This window comes from Microbulbifer maximicatervae (SeqCode) (assembly GCF_052467325.1).
In genome coordinates this window covers 3,967,379-3,983,448 of the sequence record NZ_CP174310.1, presented here as the reverse complement: position 1 = coordinate 3,983,448, position 16,070 = coordinate 3,967,379, and the positions used below count along the sequence as shown (strand labels likewise).

Sequence of the window (16,070 nt, the reverse complement as noted above, 5' to 3'; positions counted from 1 at the left end):
TTACACCTCTGAAATTTTTACGCCTTGTCCGCAGCATCGCCGCGCCAGTGGCCGCGCTTACCGCCGGTTTTTTGCAGCAGGCGGGTCGGGCCGATTTCCATCGCCGGGTCCACGGCTTTGCACATATCGTAAATGGTCAGCGCCGCTACCGAAGCTGCGGTTAACGCTTCCATCTCAACGCCAGTGCGCCCGGCCAAGCGGCAGAAAGCGGTGATATGCACACTGTGTTTTTCCGGCTGTAATTCGAAATCCACCGCTACTTTGGTCAGCGCCAGTGGATGGCACAGGGGAATTAAATCCGAGGTTTTCTTCGCGGCCTGGATGCCGGCGATACGAGCTACAGAAAGCACGTCACCTTTTTTATGCGCCCCTTGGCTCAGCAGTGCAAAAGCCTCTGCACTCATACTGATACTGCTCTCGGCCAGGGCGCTGCGGTCAGTGATGTCCTTCTCGGTAACATCCACCATGCTGGCTTCGCCGCGCTGGTTTAAATGGGTTAATTGGCTCACAAATTACCCCCGGCTCTCGCAGGGCGCGCTGGCAAAGCGCACATGGGGGATAAAATTACAGGGCTTGTGGCGGGCATCCAGCTGCTCCAGCAATATGCCTTCCCAAGCCGTGCGGCAGGCTCCGGTGGAACCGGGCATACAACATATCAGCGTGCGATTAGCCAGGCCGGCGAGCGCGCGGGACTGAACGGTGGAGCTGCCGATATCCCCCAGGGAAATATGGCGGAACAGCTCGCCGAAGCCGTCGACGGTTTTGTCGAACAGCGGACTCAGAGCTTCCGGCGTGGAGTCGCGATCGGTAAAACCAGTACCACCGGTCACCAATACCACCTGCACTTTGGGATCGGCAATCCAGGCGGAGACCACCGCGCGCATCTGGTAAACATCGTCCGGGGTAATGCGCTTATCTGCAAGCTGATGGCCGGCAGTTTTGAGAGCTTCCACCAGATACTGGCCAGAGGTATCAGTCTGCTCGTTGCGGGTATCGGATACGGTAAGTACCGCGATATTGAGCGGTACAAATTCTTTGCTAGCGTGTGCGGACATAATCAGTGGTCTCTCAAAAAACTGTTTTCTGGAGTTTTATCCGGCGTACTCAAACCGAGATAATCTGCCGGCGTATTGATATTGCGATGCCAATCGCCAGCACTTTTTATGGGTATGGATTTGGCCCCCAGGTGACGCAGCAGCGCGCCGACAGAATTGCGCGCACTGCCTTCGACGGCACGGCGCAAATAATCCAGGCAGTCGCCATTTAAAGGCAGCCACAGGGGAAAAAAGAAGTTTTCAAAATAACAGGGCCGGCCACTTGCCTGCCCCTCGGCCAATAACTCTGCGAGGTGCTCCCGCCCGAGCAGGGGCATATCGACCGGAATCACCAGGGCTGCATTGGCACCGGTTGCCAGGGCTACCGAATAAAGGCCGCCCAGTGGACCCCGCTCTGGCACCAGGTCTTCAATCGCTCCGGGGCGGGCGCCGCTGGTCACGACTTTTTCCAGCGGAAGCTCACTCAGCAATGCCTCGGCATGCTGCAAAAAATTGCCCTGTTGGGGGTGTGCCAGCAGGGCCTTGTCGCGGCCCATCCGGCTGGAGCGGCCACCGGCCAGCACCACGCCGATTGTCGATTTACTAACAAGAGCCCTGGCCATAACCCTAGCCCCCCAGCATCGCCAGGTTGCGGGTAGCGCCGGTAAAACCTTCGTGCAGCTGGTGGCCTGCGGTCTTATCCACGATCAACTCGCGGATATGGGCCGCCAGCGCCTCGCTATCGCCATCGGCGATGATTTCGCGCATATCAAAGCCCTGGTCGGCAAACAGGCACAGGTGCAGCTTGCCCTGGGCCGATACCCGCAGGCGGTTGCAGCTTGCACAGAAGTCTTTGCCGTAAGGGGTAATCAGGCCGATACGGCCAGCGTAATCCGGGTGGAAATACTCCCGCGCCGGACCGGCATCGCGGGTGCGGATCACCTGCTCCCAGCCTTCCCGCAGCAGCAGGGTTTCTATATCGCCGCCGGAGACATGGTTGCTGGCGAAGAACTCGCGGTTATCGCCGGTGCGCATCAATTCAATAAAACGCAGGGTCACCGGAGTATCGCGAACCCAAGCGAGGAAATTATCCAGCTCGGCCAGGTTGTACTGGCGCATCAGCACTGCGTTGACCTTGGTATCGATACCCAAGGCCAGGGCGCGATCCAGCCCTGCTAAGGCTTTATCCAGGCGATTGTGGCCGGTGATATGGTGGAATTGAGCTGGGTCGAGGCTGTCGATACTGACATTCACCTGATCCAAGCCCGCGCGGTGCCAGTCGTCAATCTGACTGGGCAGGCGGTAACCGTTGGTGGTGATGGCTAAGCGGCGAATCTTATCGCTAGCGCGCACGGCTTCGAGCAGCGGCACCAGGTCTTTGCGCAGGGAGGGCTCTCCGCCAGTAAGGCGTACCTTTTCCGTACCCAGGGAAGCGAAAGCGCGCACCAATGTGCCCACCTCGGCCACCGAGAGAGGATTTTCCCCTTCCAGGGAACGTCCGCAACCGATGCCCTCGGGCAGGCAGTAGTTGCAGCGGTAATTGCAGATGTCCGTCACGGACAGGCGCAGGTAATAAAACCTACGGCCAAAATTGTCTTGTAACATTAAACGCCTTTCCAATTTCGGGAGGCCGCGCAGTTTCCCGCTAGACCCTGGTGGCCGGTACGGCCACGGTCCCGGCACCTTGCAACGTCAATAAAAAATGGCGCTGTTTAGGTAGCGGGACTCGGTGTTTAAACTGATGTCAGTGTATCAAGCTGGTTAATTTATGCTTGGGGCAAAGGTGGTACTCCCTTGGCGCTCGAATTGATGTCCCTTTAGGGACATCAAAATGTGGAGCTTCAGTCGATTATAATTTATAGATCAGAAAATCAGGTCAAGGTGCGGGGAAAACCCCGGCCGAAGCCGGGGGCCTCGCTAAGGAGTTCTTTCAGCCGCTTAGAAATTAGCGGTTACCATGATCCAAAGTTTGTCGGTGTCAGCATACGCTGTGGAGTCATCATCAGCATCGAAAGCGGCGTACTTAACCAGAGCGGAAATATCCTCGGTGATTTTGCGCCCATAGCTCAGGTTCCACTCATCTCCGTAACTTTCAGAACCCTCGGCCGCTTCAAAATTGTGATAGGTCAAACCCAGCTTGCCGCCGGCCACTTTCATGGAACCGCCAACATACAGATCTTCGACACCATCAGCGGGGGTTCCCAGGAATTTATCAGTGAAGCCCTGGAACTTGTGCAAGGTTGCCAGCGGGGTTTTAAAACCAACGTCATTGTCGGAACCCAAAACTTCATAACCAAGTTTTGCCGCAACTGGACCCAGATCTGCGCCAAGCTCTGCCAGGTAATAATTAGCGCTATAGTCATACTGGTTGTCACCAATATCTGACTGGTGCGCATAACTGAGGTTGGCTTTTACCGGACCAAATTTACCTTTGTAATCTACCCCATAAGTGCGGCTGGCATTATCGGTGAGATCTTCCAGATCCAGGTTGTAAACAAAAGCGCTGATTTTATGGTTTTCAGCTACTGGATAAATCGCGTGTAGCAGTTGGATGTCGCCGCCCATATCGGAACCAGCACTGTCTTCACCGAAAATACGGTTAACGTTGTAGACGTAGCTATAATCCAGCTGGAAACTATCGGCACTGCCATACTGATAACGCACACCATCGTAGGTCTGCTCGTTTTGTCTCCAGCCAACACCGCCGACAAATCTTTGCCCATCCAGGTTAATGCGCTGGCGGCCGGCGGTAATTATGGAATTCTCACCGCTGTAGCGAATGTAGGCCTGGTTAATTTCAGTTCCTTCCGGATCAGCCACCACCGGATATCCATCTTCACCATTAACAGTGGAGTTGTAGCTGTCATTGCCAACCGCAGTTACATCATCCATTTCCAGGAAGCTGGTAAAGCCACGGTAGCTGCCACTGCGCCAGTTGAGACGGGTTCTTAAAGTGGATGCAACTGCTTCATCATCGATACCATCCTGATCAACAGTCTCTACGCGGTAACGCAGATTCAATCCGACTTCACCGGATTTCAACGCATCTACCAGAGTGGCATTTTCACTTTCCTGCGCAGCGGCCTGCAATGCGACAGTGCTGCAGGCCCCCAACAGTAAAGCACCGAGAATTTTTGGAAATTTGGAAACGGTCATGACGCTTTTCCTTTGCAACAACGGAGTGAACAGTGACAAATTACAATTTTTCAGACTCGACTGAAACCATATATTTTTTCCTGCTTAATTAATCTTTACTCCCTAGCCTTTACACAGGCGTAATCCCTTATTGGTAGTGGGCACTACCTATCCGGCAAAGCCTCGGTTTCACTGGTTTCCTCAAGCAGGAAATTATTTTGCTGTGCGTACTGTAAACGCTGCATATAATTTTCTCTTTGAATCGCCAAATACATAACCAACATACAAATAGCGAGCACACCGTAGAGCAGCATAAAGGCCGCACTGTGGATACCTACTAAGTCCTGAGCGATTCCAAAAAGAACAGGCAGGGTAAAACCACCGAGGGCACCAATAGTGGCTACGGTACCGCCAACACTCCCCATATGCGCGGGGAAATTATCGTGCAGCGCTTTGTAAACAGAAGCGCGGCCAAATCCCTGGGCGATACCAATAACCAGTAGCAGTAAAGTGAACAGCTCAATACCCACTTCAATATTTAAATGCACATCCCGTTCCACCCCATGAATCGTCATGCTGGTGGGCGGGTAACTGAGGAAGAAAAGACAGACCAGGCAGGTCCAGAAAACACTCCAATTGACGGTGCGCGCACCGTAGCGATCGGCAAACCAGCCCCCCAAAGCGCGCAGTGAACTGGAAAGGGCCACAAACAGCAGGGTGAGTGCCATTGCCACCGGCGTACTGACTTGGTACACCGACAGATAGTAATTCGGTAACCACAATAAAAGCGCAAGAAAACTGCCAAAAACAAAGTAATAGTAGAGCCCATAACGCCAAACCCGGATTTGCGTTAACGGCTTTAAATGACTGCGCAGATCCGGTTTTCCCCGGCTGCGCATATAGCGGGTTTCCTCTGGTGCAAAAAATTCGAATAAAACCATCATCAGGATAATCCCGGCTCCGTAAACCGGCCCTATCCACTCGCGGCCAAACCAATTTTGAATGGCAGGAGCCAATGCCAAGGTAATTGCAGCTCCGGCATTTCCTGCACCAAAAATGCCCATCGCAGTACCCTGTCGCCCTCTTTCGAACCACGGGCTGATATAGCGAATTCCCAAAACAAAAGACACCCCGGAAATACCCAGCCACAACCCCGCCAGCAAATGGGCCCCGTAGCTATCGATAAAGGGCAACAAAAAGAGCACCGGCAGCAATAACAGCATCTGCAATAAAATCAGCTTTTTCGCAGAAAAATATTCCACCAGAAATCCCGCCGGAAAACGCAGCAGCGCCCCGCTCAAAATCGGCGCAGCCAGTAGAACCCCGTATTCAGTTGCAGACAGATCCAACTGTCCGCGAATCTCTACCCCCAATACCGCGTAGAGCGTCCAAACAGAAAAGTTAGCGGCGAACATGGCCGAGGCAAATATCAGCGCGCGCCCGGCGAGTTGCTGTGTATATTGCACGGCAGGCATCTCCAAAATATTGGCTGTCGAAAATTAATTGCCACCCCGGTTATTCACCGCATTGAGCCCCCGCCCAAGAAAAGTGATCACAGAATTACAGCTGGGCAAGAAATCTATAGAGGCAAGCTACTGGCAAGATGCACAAAAAATCGGCTAGCGACAATTACTCCCAAAAACCCTTTTTAATCATTATCAATTTCCGCCGACTACCCCCACAGGGGTAGAAACGCACTAAAAACCGCCCCTACCCACTCCGAGCTACTAACCCCAAGGGGTTACTCCCTTCCATATACAAATCGATTTCCCTTCCACTTACCCCTTTTGCGCGCTTTCCCTCTGGCGCTGCTCAAATACTATCGGTCATGACCCTATCCACCTCTAAAAATTTCTGAGAAGCCGGAGAAAATAGTCATGAGTCAATCCAGCGGCCTCAATTTATTTAATTGGGGCGATCCCAAAATAAAGACGCTGCACGTTACTTGGTTTGCGTTTTTCCTGACTTTCGTGGTGTGGTTCTCCCACGCTCCGCTGATGGTCTTTATCAAGGAAGCGTTCGACCTCACCAGCCAGCAAGTAAAAGCCCTGTTAATCCTCAATGTGGCACTCACCATCCCCGCCCGTATCATTATCGGTATGCTGGTGGATAAATTGGGGCCGCGCCTGGTGTACAGCGGGCTGCTGATGACCTCATCTTTAATCTGTTTGGGCTTTGCCACCGCAGACAGTTATGAATCCCTGGCCCTGTTCCGCTTCCTGCTGGGATTTGTGGGTGCCGGCTTTGTAATTGGTATCCGCATGGTGGGTGAATGGTTCCCAGCCAAACAAGTTGGCCTGGCAGAAGGTGTTTACGGCGGCTGGGGGAATTTCGGTTCTGCTGCCGGTGCCATGACCCTGCCCACCATCGCCCTGCTGTTCGGCGGTGAAGATGGCTGGCGCTATGCCCTGGGCCTCACCGGCATCATCGCCGGCCTGTACGGCATCATCTACTACCGCGTTGCCCGCAACACTCCTAAAGGTTCCACTTACTTCAAGCCGAAGAAGAGCGGCGGCCTGGAAGTGACCAGCAAGCGGGATTTCTACTTCTACCTGCTGATGAATGTGCCCATGTACCTGGCACTGGCAGCGCTGGCTTACAAACTGTCTCCCAGCGGTGTAGCCCTGCTGAGCCAGAATGCCACCTACGCAATGTGGGGACTGCTGGTAGCACTGTTCGCCTTCCAGACCCGCATGATCTGGAATGTAAACAAAGACCACCTGCGCGAAGGTGTGCCCGAGCTGGAGAAATACAACTTCAAGCAGGTAGCCATCCTCGACCTGGCCTACTTCGTCACCTTCGGCTCAGAGCTGGCCGTGGTTTCTATGCTGCCTCTGTTCTTCCTGGAAACCTTTGAAGGATTGAGCCCGGTGAAGGCCGGCCTGCTCGCCTCTGGCTTCGCCTTTATGAACCTGGTGGCTCGCCCAACCGGTGGATACTTCTCTGACAAACTGGGACGCCGCCGCAGCCTGATGTTCCTGATCGGCGGCCTGGCAGTGGGTTACTTTGTTCTGAGCCAGATCAACGGCGGCTGGTGGATTCCCGCTGCGGTAGTGGCCACCATGTGCTGCTCTTTCTTCGTGCAGGCCGGTGAGGGTGCCGTATTCGCCGTCGTCCCCCTGGTGAAGCGTCGTATGACCGGGCAGATCGCCGGTATGGCCGGAGCCTACGGCAACGTGGGTGCGGTTACTTTCCTTACCGCCCTGTCTTATGTCAGCTACAGCCAGTTCTTCCTGATTATCTGCGGCGCAGCAGCGGTGATCTTCTTCGCCTGCCTGTTCCTGGAAGAGCCCAAAGGCAATATCGCCGAAGTGCTACCGGATGGCACGGTGCAGCTGATCAGCGTGGAGTGATCGGAAAGCTGTTATCAAGCAACAAACGCAAAGGAGGGCCAATGGCCCTTCTTTGTTTTTCGCCGTTGGTCTGAGGGGATGAAAAGAGAGTGGAGAAAGCTGTGAGCGAAACCAATTCCGGGGTGCAAACAGAAACCGAGGCAAACCCCGAAGCCCAGACACCGCGATTGAGCCACGGCCTTTGCACCAGTGCCGGCATCAAACCGCAGAACGAAGATGCCGCAATCTACCACTGGCCAGACAACCCGCACTTGCAGGAATACCTGGGCGCGGTAGCGGCACTGGCAGACGGCGTCAGCTCTGCCGAAGCCGGCGCCCTCGCCAGCCACACCGCCACCGAGCAGTTTGTGCGGGACTACTACAAGGTGCCGGATACCTGGTCTGTGGCCCACGCCGGACAGAAAATCCTCGCCTCCATTAACAGCAAGCTATACCGCAAGAGCCACGACTTTCCCCAACAGGAAAAGGGCTTCCTCTGCACCTTCTCTGCCCTGATTTTTAAATCCCGCACCGCCCACTACTTCCATATCGGCGACAGCCGTATCTATCACCTACGCGGTGACAACCTTAAATGCCTCACCCGGGACCACAATATCACCCTGGCCCACCGCCAGCAGATGCTGTCCCGCGCGTTGGGAATGGATACCGGCCTGCAAGTGGATTACGGCCAGCTCAGCCTGGCTAAGGACGATGTACTGCTGATTACCAGCGACGGTGTGCACGACTTTATCAAACAGGATTTGCTGCGCGAGCTGCTGGCAGATACCCAAATAAGCGAACAGGAAACAGCGGAAATCCTGGTGCGCCTCGCCGAGGAAAACGGCAGTGACGATAACCTCTCCGCATTAGTGGTAAAGGTAAAGGCATTGCCACAAACCACCCTGGACGACTACAGCCGCCAGCTTACTCGTCTGCCATTCCCGCCGGAATTGGAACCCGGCATGGTACTAGACGGTTACCAGGTGGAACGGGAGCTATTCTCCTCCCAGCGCAGCCAACTGTACCTGGTGCGCGACAGTGCTACCGGCGAAATCCTGGTAATGAAAACCCCCTCGGTAAATTACGAGGACGATATCCACTATATCGACCGCTTTATTCAGGAAGAGTGGATAGGCCTGCGTATTCGCAGCCCCCAGGTAGTGCGCCTGCACCGTCAGACCCGCCCGCGCACCGCGCTCTATTACCTGATGGAGTATGTGCAGGGCAGCACCCTGGAACAGTGGATCACCAATAACCGCTTTCCCAAACCGGCGGAAGCGTTTCGTATCCTTAAGGAGATTGCCACCGGGCTACAGGCCTTCCACGATCAGGAAACCATTCACCAGGATTTACGCCCCGCCAATATCATGATCGACGGCAACGGGCGGGTAAAAATTATCGATTTCGGCTCAGTTTATGTAGCCGGCAGTGCCGAGATTTTCCGCCCCCTGGAGCACCCGGAAGCGCTGGGCACCGCCAGCTACTCCGACCCCCACTATATCCTCGGGCACAACAGCGGTATTCGCGGCGATATCTACGCTCTCGCCACCATTGCCTACGAAATGTTTACCGGCGAATTGCCCTACGGCGAAGAAATTGAAAGCTGCCGCTCCCACGCCGACTTCGAACGCCTGCGCTACCGCACCGCCAGCCAGTTTAATCCCGTAGTCCCCATCTGGTTCGACCGCGCCCTGGAGCGCGGATGCAGTATCGACCTGGAACAGCGCTACTCCACACTGACGGAATTTATGCGCGATCTGGCTAACCCCAACCCGGATTACCTAAGGGAAGATCCTACTGAGAAAGGGGATGCTTCCCTTTTCTGGAAGATCCTTTGTGGGATTTGGGTGGCTACTTTGTTGGCGGTGGCGGCGTTGTTTTCTTCTAGCGCTTAAGGGTTCATTTTGAGTAGCGAAGCTTGATAGATTAGTAATAGCTGAGTATCTATGGTTGCCATTTGGTTGAAAATCTATAACCTTCCGCAAGGATGAACTTTGCCTTGCCTTGGGGCAAATGGGACCAGCCATATGGTCAGCTCTGGGCACTTTAATCAGATATAAATATTTGAAGTAGTTAAAGTTATATAAGGAAATAGAGTGGAGCAGTTCAAAACAACGGAAGACTTAAGGGACTCGATCAAAAGGCTAAGCAAATGGTTTGCAAGACCAATTGTCGAAGGTGAACACCCAACACTGCATGTCAATCCAAACAGTACTAATCGGGAAGTCGTAAATGGTATCCAAAGAGATGATTACGTCTTCTCTGGGTGTGGCAACTGGATTATCCCTTCAGCAGAGCACGGGCTCTCATTTTCTGGACACTGGCAGCATTTAAAGGGTATCCACCGGATGAAGTCCAAAAGAAATCCGGGACAAAGAGTTCATGTATATTGGATATTAGAAAAGGCTGATATTCCCGAAGGTTTAGAGTTCGTAGTAGACCCAACAGACAAAAAGAAGCAACACTACCTTCTTGCCGCTACAAAACGAATGACTGTTTCAGAGTTGCGTTCAAAATTAGAATGGGTCGCTGATAGAATGTCAATAATCCGAGATGCACAGGAAACGTTATGATTGAATTTAGAAATATAAAAGAGAAAGAGCTTTTAATTCATTATGCAAATGAGTTTGGAGACTCAAATATTCTAAATATCATTGAATCTGGTGTCAGTAGCGAATTAGAAGCAGCAGCCTTAGCGAAGTTCTACTGGAAAATAGTTGACGAAACAATTGAGGAAAAAGATCTGGAGTATATTCTTGAGAGAATATACACAACCTTACACATCCATTGTGGCAATAATGGGTACTTAGATGTCTGGGATAACGAAATGCCTTAATCGCAGGCCCTAGACACAACCAACTATCTCGCCACGGAGAAACAATTTCTCGGTCGTAACGGGCAGTAGCGGTAAAGCTAGAGGTACCACAAAAAACCAGCCTGACACTCCAGCGACTACTTTGAACGTCAGTGCTACCACACCGCTAACCAGTTTAATCCCGTAGTCCCAATCTGGTTCGACTGTGCTCTGCAACGCGAATCAGTATCGACTTGGAATGGCGCTATTCCACTCTAACGGAATTTATGCGCGATCTGGCCAATCCAAGTCCAGATTACCTGCGGGAAGATCCTACTAAGAAAGACGATGCCTTTTTGTTTTAGAATATTCTGTGTGTGATTTGGATGGCTACTTTGTTGGCAGTGGTGGTATTGTTTTTATCTAGTGCTTGAGGCCAGGGCCATCCTGTACGATAGTTCGTATTTGCTAATAGTCTGGCTCAGAATATACATAAAACACTCAGCTTTATCAGAGGTGATGATTCAAGAGAATCCGTCCATATCTACTATGCGATTATTTACTAACCTAACTGACATACCTATTAGTATGCTCTTTGATTAAATGGCTTTCTACTCTTTGAATAATTTGACAAGTGATATAAAGTCTTTTTAAGGTTATTTAATGCATCAAACCAGAATGGAATTAAGAACGCCTGAAATATTAGAAGTAAAATTTTTTAAAGATGGGATCGATGACTTTATCAATTTATTGAAAAGTGAAAAAGTTCCTTTTGAGGAATCTTTTCGCTTTCCATCACAAGTAGTAGCTGCCTCTGGAGACTCCCTCGAGATAATGAAAGCAGTTGCAGGCTTATCCATTACTCCATCAATTGCGGCAATAGTTGTTCAGTGGTTAAAGAATAGATCTTCTCGAAAAGTAATCCTCCAAATGACCGACAAAAAGATAGTACATATTGAAGGTTATTCTAAGGAGGAGATCTCTAACTTGATTGCAGATGCTTCGAGTATTACCATTATTCAAACTGAGCCTGACCAATAGTATAATAAGCTAATTGGCCACACCTATATTACGCGTCGTTGTATTTCACTTACAGATAATATAGAAAGCATCCTATCAAGAAAACATAGGAATTCTTAGTCAGGGAAGAAAATGGAAACAAATAGCATAAGAATTAGCAATTTACAAAGGAGCGAACTTCCTGTTCTTTGGAAGAATCTAAATTCTAATGAGCTAAACACGCTCATCAAACGTTCAAACTCAAAAGAGATTTCGTTGCTCATAGGGCACACAAACGAGCAGGGGCTAACATATTTATTCTCTATCTTTGAGTCAGAAAATATAAACAAGATATTTGACAGCCTTTCAAAGAATGAATTAAACAAAATATTTGTCCTTCTTAGCAAGAAAGAGCTATCCAGAATATCAAAAACATTAAATGAAAAAACATTAATAAAAGTACTAGCTTCAGCAAGCCAAACTCAAAGGGATAGATTGCTATCATCCTTTCCTATAGATGAGAAAAAGGCAATTCTAGAAGTAATAGATGAAGAAATTGATCTTGATAAAAACTATAAAAAATATCTTGGAGAAAAATTCGAAAATTCTTTAGAGAGAGAAGCATTTCAAAGAATCATAGAGCTAGAAGAGAAGGAAATATTCCTAGAGAGGCAGCAACAAGTAAGAAAAGACCAATATGTCGAACAACTTGAGAATATGCGTTCTCAAATTGCTCATGCAGAGAAAGAGTATGCATTCCAGACTTAGAGACTTAGAGACTTAGAGAATAATCAATTTAAAAGAGAAAATGATCTAAAGGAACGCATTAGAATACTGCAGGAGGAGCATCAAAAGCAGGTGCAGGGCAAGATAGAATTGAAGGTACCTGAATTTGTAAAAGAAGCAGTAACTACTTTAGAAATAAAGGAAACCGATTTTTCTTCTAAGTCTAAAAACTGGAATATTCAGGGAACAATAGCATTAGGCCTGTCGATATTAGCCGCCGTAGCTGCTTTGATTTATGGCAGCTTTGAATTTAATACTGCAGCAAAAGAAAATATTGACTGGTTCTTTTTTTCTTTTCTCTTAATAAAAGGCTTAATAGTTGTTACCTTATTTGGAGCATGGGCTAACCATGCATACAATATTGGCAATGCTTATATGCATGAGTCACTTAAAAGAAGTGACGGAATTCATGCTATAAACTTCGGTAAGTTATATCTTGAAGTATATGGTAACGATGTAAGTCAATCCGACATGAAGTCAATTTTCGAAAATTGGAATCTAGAAAGTGATAGCGCGTTCACAAAAGTTCAAAAAACTTCATTTGAACCAAAAGTAATTGAACAAGTTACTCAGCTTGTTGCAGTAATTTCTGCAGCAGCCAAAGATACCCAAAGTAAAAATGAAGAAGAAACAAATAAGTAAATCCAGGTGGCGCCTACGGCGCGCCTGGTTTGATGTTTGTTTAAAATCTCAACGATTTCCATCCTCCAACGCCCGTTCCTTTCGGAGATGAATATATATTTCTTCACGATGGACGGGTAAAGATTTGGGAGCACGTATCCCTATCTTCACCTGATTGCCCTTAACTTCCAATACAGTGACTGAAACATTGGTTCCAATCCGTAAATTTTCACCAGTCCGGCGCTTTAAAATCAACATAGTTATTTCCTACTGATAGTTAAACCATGGGTAGAGCTTCCTACGATGGAAGGCTGAGAAAGTAATGCCTTGAGGAAATAAAGGTGGTGCGCGGGAGCGGTAGGCATAGAAGAAGAAAAGGCAGGCACAACGCCTCCAGAGCTTGGGGAATCGCTCCAAGCTGCTGAATGTACTCCACTTTATTGAAGACGAGCGGGTTTCTAGCGTATGATCCATATAGCCATTTTGATAGGTGGTTTATCAATTTGGTCAGCTGGCCCCTGGTGTTGCTGCACCTTGGGTCAGCGCCTTTTACTGTCTCTTACGTCACGCTACCGTTCTCCTGTGAGAAGATGGTTCTTTAGAAAACTCTTAGATATCTTGATTCTCTCGAATCCCTGTGGTCTTTGGTCATCGGCCCACAAAAGGTCACCCAATTCCGGCCAAAATACCAATAAACATCAATCGATTTTACGCAGCTTTGACACTAAAACAAACTGAATAAAATCCAATAAGATCATTTTTGTGCCTATATTTTTATGTGTTCACACTGTGGAAATTTTCAGTTGTCCATAGAAAAAGGGGATTGGATAGGTAGTTTTCTCCAGTTGTAACATTGGAATTCATGAATCAACTAATCACCAATACCACCGCTCTATGAGTTTGCCAGTCTTATATCGATATAAAAGACCTCACTACCTAGGTATCTTGTAGCCTTTGAAAATATTGCTATGGGTTATCGATGACCACCCTATTTTTAGTGGCGACGATATTTTCGTTAAGTACTTAAATCTTGGCCGCTTGGTACGATAGTCCATTCTGGTTAATATTGTTGATTCAGAACGTCCTTTGATTAAGGTGATCTCCCATTATTGAAATATGTTGGCAAGTGGTATAATCCAGCTTCTTTTGAACACCCTGTTAGGCACCACAATGAGCACTATTGCAGGCTTCAGTCCTATCGCAGATAAAGCATCTCGTATTCTAATTTTAGGTAGCATGCCGAGTGAGCTTTCACTCGAATACAGCCAGTATTATGCCAACCCCCGAAATGCATTCTGGAATATCATGGCTGGCATTGTTGGCTTTAGTGCTGAGTTACCCTATGAAGCTCGTATAAAGGCATTAAAAGCATCAGGGATCGCACTTTGGGATGTACTTCATACTTGCGTTCGTTCAGGCAGCCTTGATAGCTCTATTAAATCAGGCACTCGGGTTCCAAATGACTTTCAATCATTCTTTGAAAAGTATCAAAATATTTGTAAAGTTGGGTTCAACGGAGTAGAGGCAGAAGAGAGCTTTAATACTTATGTTAAACCCAATATAAACTGTGAAACTATTAGCTTTGTTCGCTTGCCTTCATCAAGTTCTGCTTATGCAGTAACCTTGGAAAATAAAATTGAAATATGGCAAGAGAAACTCACTCCCTAACAAACGGCGACATTATCATACGTCTCAAAAGACGCGCTTCGCTCGCCTGAGTAACGAGCATATGCTCAATATAAAACAAAACTAAGGAGATCTAAATGGGTATTGATGAATATATAGAAAAAGATGTAACTGATACGGAATCCATTTTGAATTTCGTAAACTCGATCGAAAAAAACAAGTCGGAATTAGTTTTATCGACTAAAGGGAAGGTTGTTGGGGCGATACTTACAGCTGAACAATACGAATGGTTTCTTGACCAAATAGATGCTCAGCAGGATATTGAAGAAATTAATAGCCGCTCAAAGGATAGGCAAGGATCTCAGAGTTTAGATGACTTTAAAAAGGAGCTGGATAAATGATCGACAGTGAAGATAAAAAGCTTACAAATGAAGAAAGAGCTGAAATTGCTAAGCGAAAGCTGGAAATGGAAATCCAAAAAAAAGCAAATCAAGTAACTTCACTTTCTGAACTTAAAAATGAATTAAGAGAACCAAATAAAGGGAATTGGTAATGGCATATGATGTAGTAATTCACCGTGAAGCAAAAAAGGATATTAAAAAACTACATCCTCAAATTAGGGACCGTGTGATTTCGGCATTAGAAGCAATCTCTGAAGATCCAAGGCTTCATGGATCTATTCAACTATCTGGTTACTCTGACTTATACCGGTATAGAGTGGGGCATCATAGGATTGTATATAGGATTAATGATGGTGAATTGGAAGTTTTAGTATTGGATGTAAAGCCGAGAGGCGAAGTATATAAAAAGTACTAATATAAAAAGATTGTATTGCCTTTAAAAGGTATGGGCTGGGACGGCTTATACTACGTGTTGTACCGTCTTAGCTCTTATATTCTCGTATTCTGTGCTATGAATTAGTTCTTAAACTAACTTGAATGCTATAATTTTTTGGTTGCATTTTAGCCCCTGAAAGCTGAAAACATATCGTACGTCCGGCTCTTCAAGCAAAAGGCTTACACATATTTTTATATTCAAAAGGCTTAAGTTAGAAAAGACAGAAATAAAAAGGACCACTATTTATTAACCGTTACAGATCAAACGCTTCTTACTCAATTAATTTCAAAACTTAAGATTGTTGCCCAAGGAATGGCGTTAATAAGAGAAGGGGTTTCTTACCTATGATTACTTATAAATTTCCTGAAGAAAAAGAATACGCGGAGTTCTACGCAAAAAAGTTAGATGATGAATTTATCCTGCAATTCCTTCAATATGGAATTATTTTAAACAAATCTCAAGCCGAGCATATCTGTCGTTTCTTTTGGGCTATGGTAGATGCATCAATTGAGGACGAAAATAACGGAGTAAAGCTTCAATGGAATGAAGGAGCTGAATTTTGGAACGAGAAAATAATGAACTCTATTTCAGCACGCCTTGAAGCCCTAGGCTATGAAGAAGAATGGGAAAATGAAGTCGATAAACAATAAGCATAACTTATAACGATAGATCGCGCACAGGCGCGATCTATCGTTATTAAACACTCGTAGGTCCCCAAGCCAATAGCGTGCACAAGTATTGGCGAGCTTCAGATTAAGCAATTTCCTGATGAGATACTTGCTAACCCCATGAAGAAGATAGAGAAATCATTATTAATAGTCTTAAATGTGTACACACTGGGATTCTTTACTCTAGCCTTGGCTTATTCTCAATTGAGAATTGATCTGAATAAGTATTTATATGCAC

At 47.7% G+C, this 16,070-nt stretch carries 19 protein-coding genes and 1 riboswitch; of the genes, 12 read left to right on the top strand and 7 right to left on the bottom strand.

The window, feature by feature from the left end; genetic code table 11:
- Positions 1 to 17: 17 nt before the first annotated feature.
- The 6 genes from moaC to ACJJIE_RS17820 all read right to left on the bottom strand — a co-directional run bounded on the left by moaC (position 18) and on the right by ACJJIE_RS17820 (position 5,644).
- Positions 18 to 509: a cyclic pyranopterin monophosphate synthase MoaC gene (moaC, locus tag ACJJIE_RS17845; protein WP_282930383.1), complete on the bottom strand. Its 492-nt coding sequence runs from the start codon at positions 507 to 509 to the stop codon at positions 18 to 20.
- Between the two features lie 3 nt (positions 510 to 512).
- On the bottom strand, positions 513 to 1,055 hold the full coding sequence (gene moaB, locus ACJJIE_RS17840; RefSeq protein WP_108731355.1) for a molybdenum cofactor biosynthesis protein B: 543 nt from the start codon (positions 1,053 to 1,055) through the stop codon (positions 513 to 515).
- Positions 1,056 to 1,057: 2 nt separating this feature from the next.
- Positions 1,058 to 1,657 carry a molybdenum cofactor guanylyltransferase gene (gene mobA, locus ACJJIE_RS17835; protein ID WP_444892543.1) on the bottom strand — a complete coding sequence of 200 codons (600 nt, stop codon included), beginning with the start codon at positions 1,655 to 1,657 and terminating at the stop codon, positions 1,058 to 1,060.
- A gap of 4 nt (positions 1,658 to 1,661) precedes the next feature.
- Positions 1,662 to 2,639: a GTP 3',8-cyclase MoaA gene (gene moaA / locus ACJJIE_RS17830; protein ID WP_444892542.1), complete on the bottom strand. Its 978-nt coding sequence runs from the start codon at positions 2,637 to 2,639 to the stop codon at positions 1,662 to 1,664.
- A riboswitch (molybdenum cofactor riboswitch) is annotated at positions 2,628 to 2,778 on the bottom strand. Its footprint overlaps the gene before it by 12 nt.
- 194 nt (positions 2,779 to 2,972) lie before the next feature.
- The gene (locus ACJJIE_RS17825) at positions 2,973 to 4,190 is read right to left on the bottom strand and encodes an alginate export family protein (RefSeq protein ID WP_282930386.1); all 1,218 of its coding nucleotides are present in this window, start codon (positions 4,188 to 4,190) and stop codon (positions 2,973 to 2,975) included.
- A 143-nt stretch (positions 4,191 to 4,333) separates the two neighbouring features.
- The gene (locus ACJJIE_RS17820; RefSeq protein ID WP_444892541.1) at positions 4,334 to 5,644 is read right to left on the bottom strand and encodes an MFS transporter; all 1,311 of its coding nucleotides are present in this window, start codon (positions 5,642 to 5,644) and stop codon (positions 4,334 to 4,336) included.
- A 402-nt stretch (positions 5,645 to 6,046) separates the two neighbouring features.
- Between ACJJIE_RS17820 and ACJJIE_RS17815 the strand changes: the two genes are divergently transcribed.
- From ACJJIE_RS17815 to ACJJIE_RS17785, 7 genes are all read left to right on the top strand, one after another.
- A complete protein-coding gene (locus tag ACJJIE_RS17815) occupies positions 6,047 to 7,522 on the top strand; it encodes a NarK family nitrate/nitrite MFS transporter (RefSeq protein WP_020413728.1) in 1,476 nt (491 codons plus the stop codon).
- A 101-nt stretch (positions 7,523 to 7,623) separates the two neighbouring features.
- On the top strand, positions 7,624 to 9,396 hold the full coding sequence (locus ACJJIE_RS17810) for a bifunctional protein-serine/threonine kinase/phosphatase (RefSeq protein WP_444892540.1): 1,773 nt from the start codon (positions 7,624 to 7,626) through the stop codon (positions 9,394 to 9,396).
- Between the two features lie 201 nt (positions 9,397 to 9,597).
- Positions 9,598 to 10,074: a hypothetical protein gene (locus tag ACJJIE_RS17805; protein WP_444892539.1), complete on the top strand. Its 477-nt coding sequence runs from the start codon at positions 9,598 to 9,600 to the stop codon at positions 10,072 to 10,074.
- Positions 10,071 to 10,337, top strand: a complete 267-nt coding sequence (locus ACJJIE_RS17800) for a hypothetical protein (RefSeq protein WP_444892538.1) — start codon at positions 10,071 to 10,073, stop codon at positions 10,335 to 10,337. The genes ACJJIE_RS17805 and ACJJIE_RS17800 overlap by 4 nt, the downstream gene beginning before the upstream one ends.
- A 621-nt stretch (positions 10,338 to 10,958) precedes the next feature.
- A complete protein-coding gene (locus ACJJIE_RS17795; RefSeq protein WP_444892537.1) occupies positions 10,959 to 11,336 on the top strand; it encodes a hypothetical protein in 378 nt (125 codons plus the stop codon).
- 111 nt (positions 11,337 to 11,447) lie between these two features.
- Positions 11,448 to 12,062 (top strand): magnesium transporter MgtE N-terminal domain-containing protein, encoded by a 615-nt coding sequence (locus ACJJIE_RS17790; RefSeq protein ID WP_444892536.1) that lies wholly within the window; start codon positions 11,448 to 11,450, stop codon positions 12,060 to 12,062.
- Between the two features lie 90 nt (positions 12,063 to 12,152).
- The gene (locus ACJJIE_RS17785) at positions 12,153 to 12,722 is read left to right on the top strand and encodes a hypothetical protein (protein ID WP_444892535.1); all 570 of its coding nucleotides are present in this window, start codon (positions 12,153 to 12,155) and stop codon (positions 12,720 to 12,722) included.
- Between the two features lie 48 nt (positions 12,723 to 12,770).
- Here ACJJIE_RS17785 and csrA read toward each other — a convergent pair whose 3' ends face one another.
- On the bottom strand, positions 12,771 to 12,959 hold the full coding sequence (gene csrA, locus ACJJIE_RS17780; RefSeq protein ID WP_444892534.1) for a carbon storage regulator CsrA: 189 nt from the start codon (positions 12,957 to 12,959) through the stop codon (positions 12,771 to 12,773).
- Between the two features lie 912 nt (positions 12,960 to 13,871).
- Here csrA and ACJJIE_RS17775 point away from each other — a divergent pair.
- From ACJJIE_RS17775 to ACJJIE_RS17755, 5 genes are all read left to right on the top strand, one after another.
- On the top strand, positions 13,872 to 14,369 hold the full coding sequence (locus ACJJIE_RS17775; protein WP_444892533.1) for a DNA-deoxyinosine glycosylase: 498 nt from the start codon (positions 13,872 to 13,874) through the stop codon (positions 14,367 to 14,369).
- 95 nt (positions 14,370 to 14,464) lie between these two features.
- On the top strand, positions 14,465 to 14,728 hold the full coding sequence (locus tag ACJJIE_RS17770; RefSeq protein WP_282930395.1) for a hypothetical protein: 264 nt from the start codon (positions 14,465 to 14,467) through the stop codon (positions 14,726 to 14,728).
- Positions 14,725 to 14,880, top strand: coding sequence for a hypothetical protein (locus ACJJIE_RS17765; protein WP_282930396.1), 156 nt, complete (start codon positions 14,725 to 14,727; stop codon positions 14,878 to 14,880). Before ACJJIE_RS17770 ends, ACJJIE_RS17765 begins: the two co-directional genes overlap by 4 nt.
- A complete protein-coding gene (locus tag ACJJIE_RS17760; RefSeq protein ID WP_282930397.1) occupies positions 14,880 to 15,143 on the top strand; it encodes a type II toxin-antitoxin system RelE family toxin in 264 nt (87 codons plus the stop codon). The genes ACJJIE_RS17765 and ACJJIE_RS17760 overlap by 1 nt, the downstream gene beginning before the upstream one ends.
- 365 nt (positions 15,144 to 15,508) lie before the next feature.
- Positions 15,509 to 15,814 carry a hypothetical protein gene (locus ACJJIE_RS17755; RefSeq protein ID WP_444892532.1) on the top strand — a complete coding sequence of 102 codons (306 nt, stop codon included), beginning with the start codon at positions 15,509 to 15,511 and terminating at the stop codon, positions 15,812 to 15,814.
- The last annotated feature ends 256 nt before the right edge of the window (positions 15,815 to 16,070 follow it).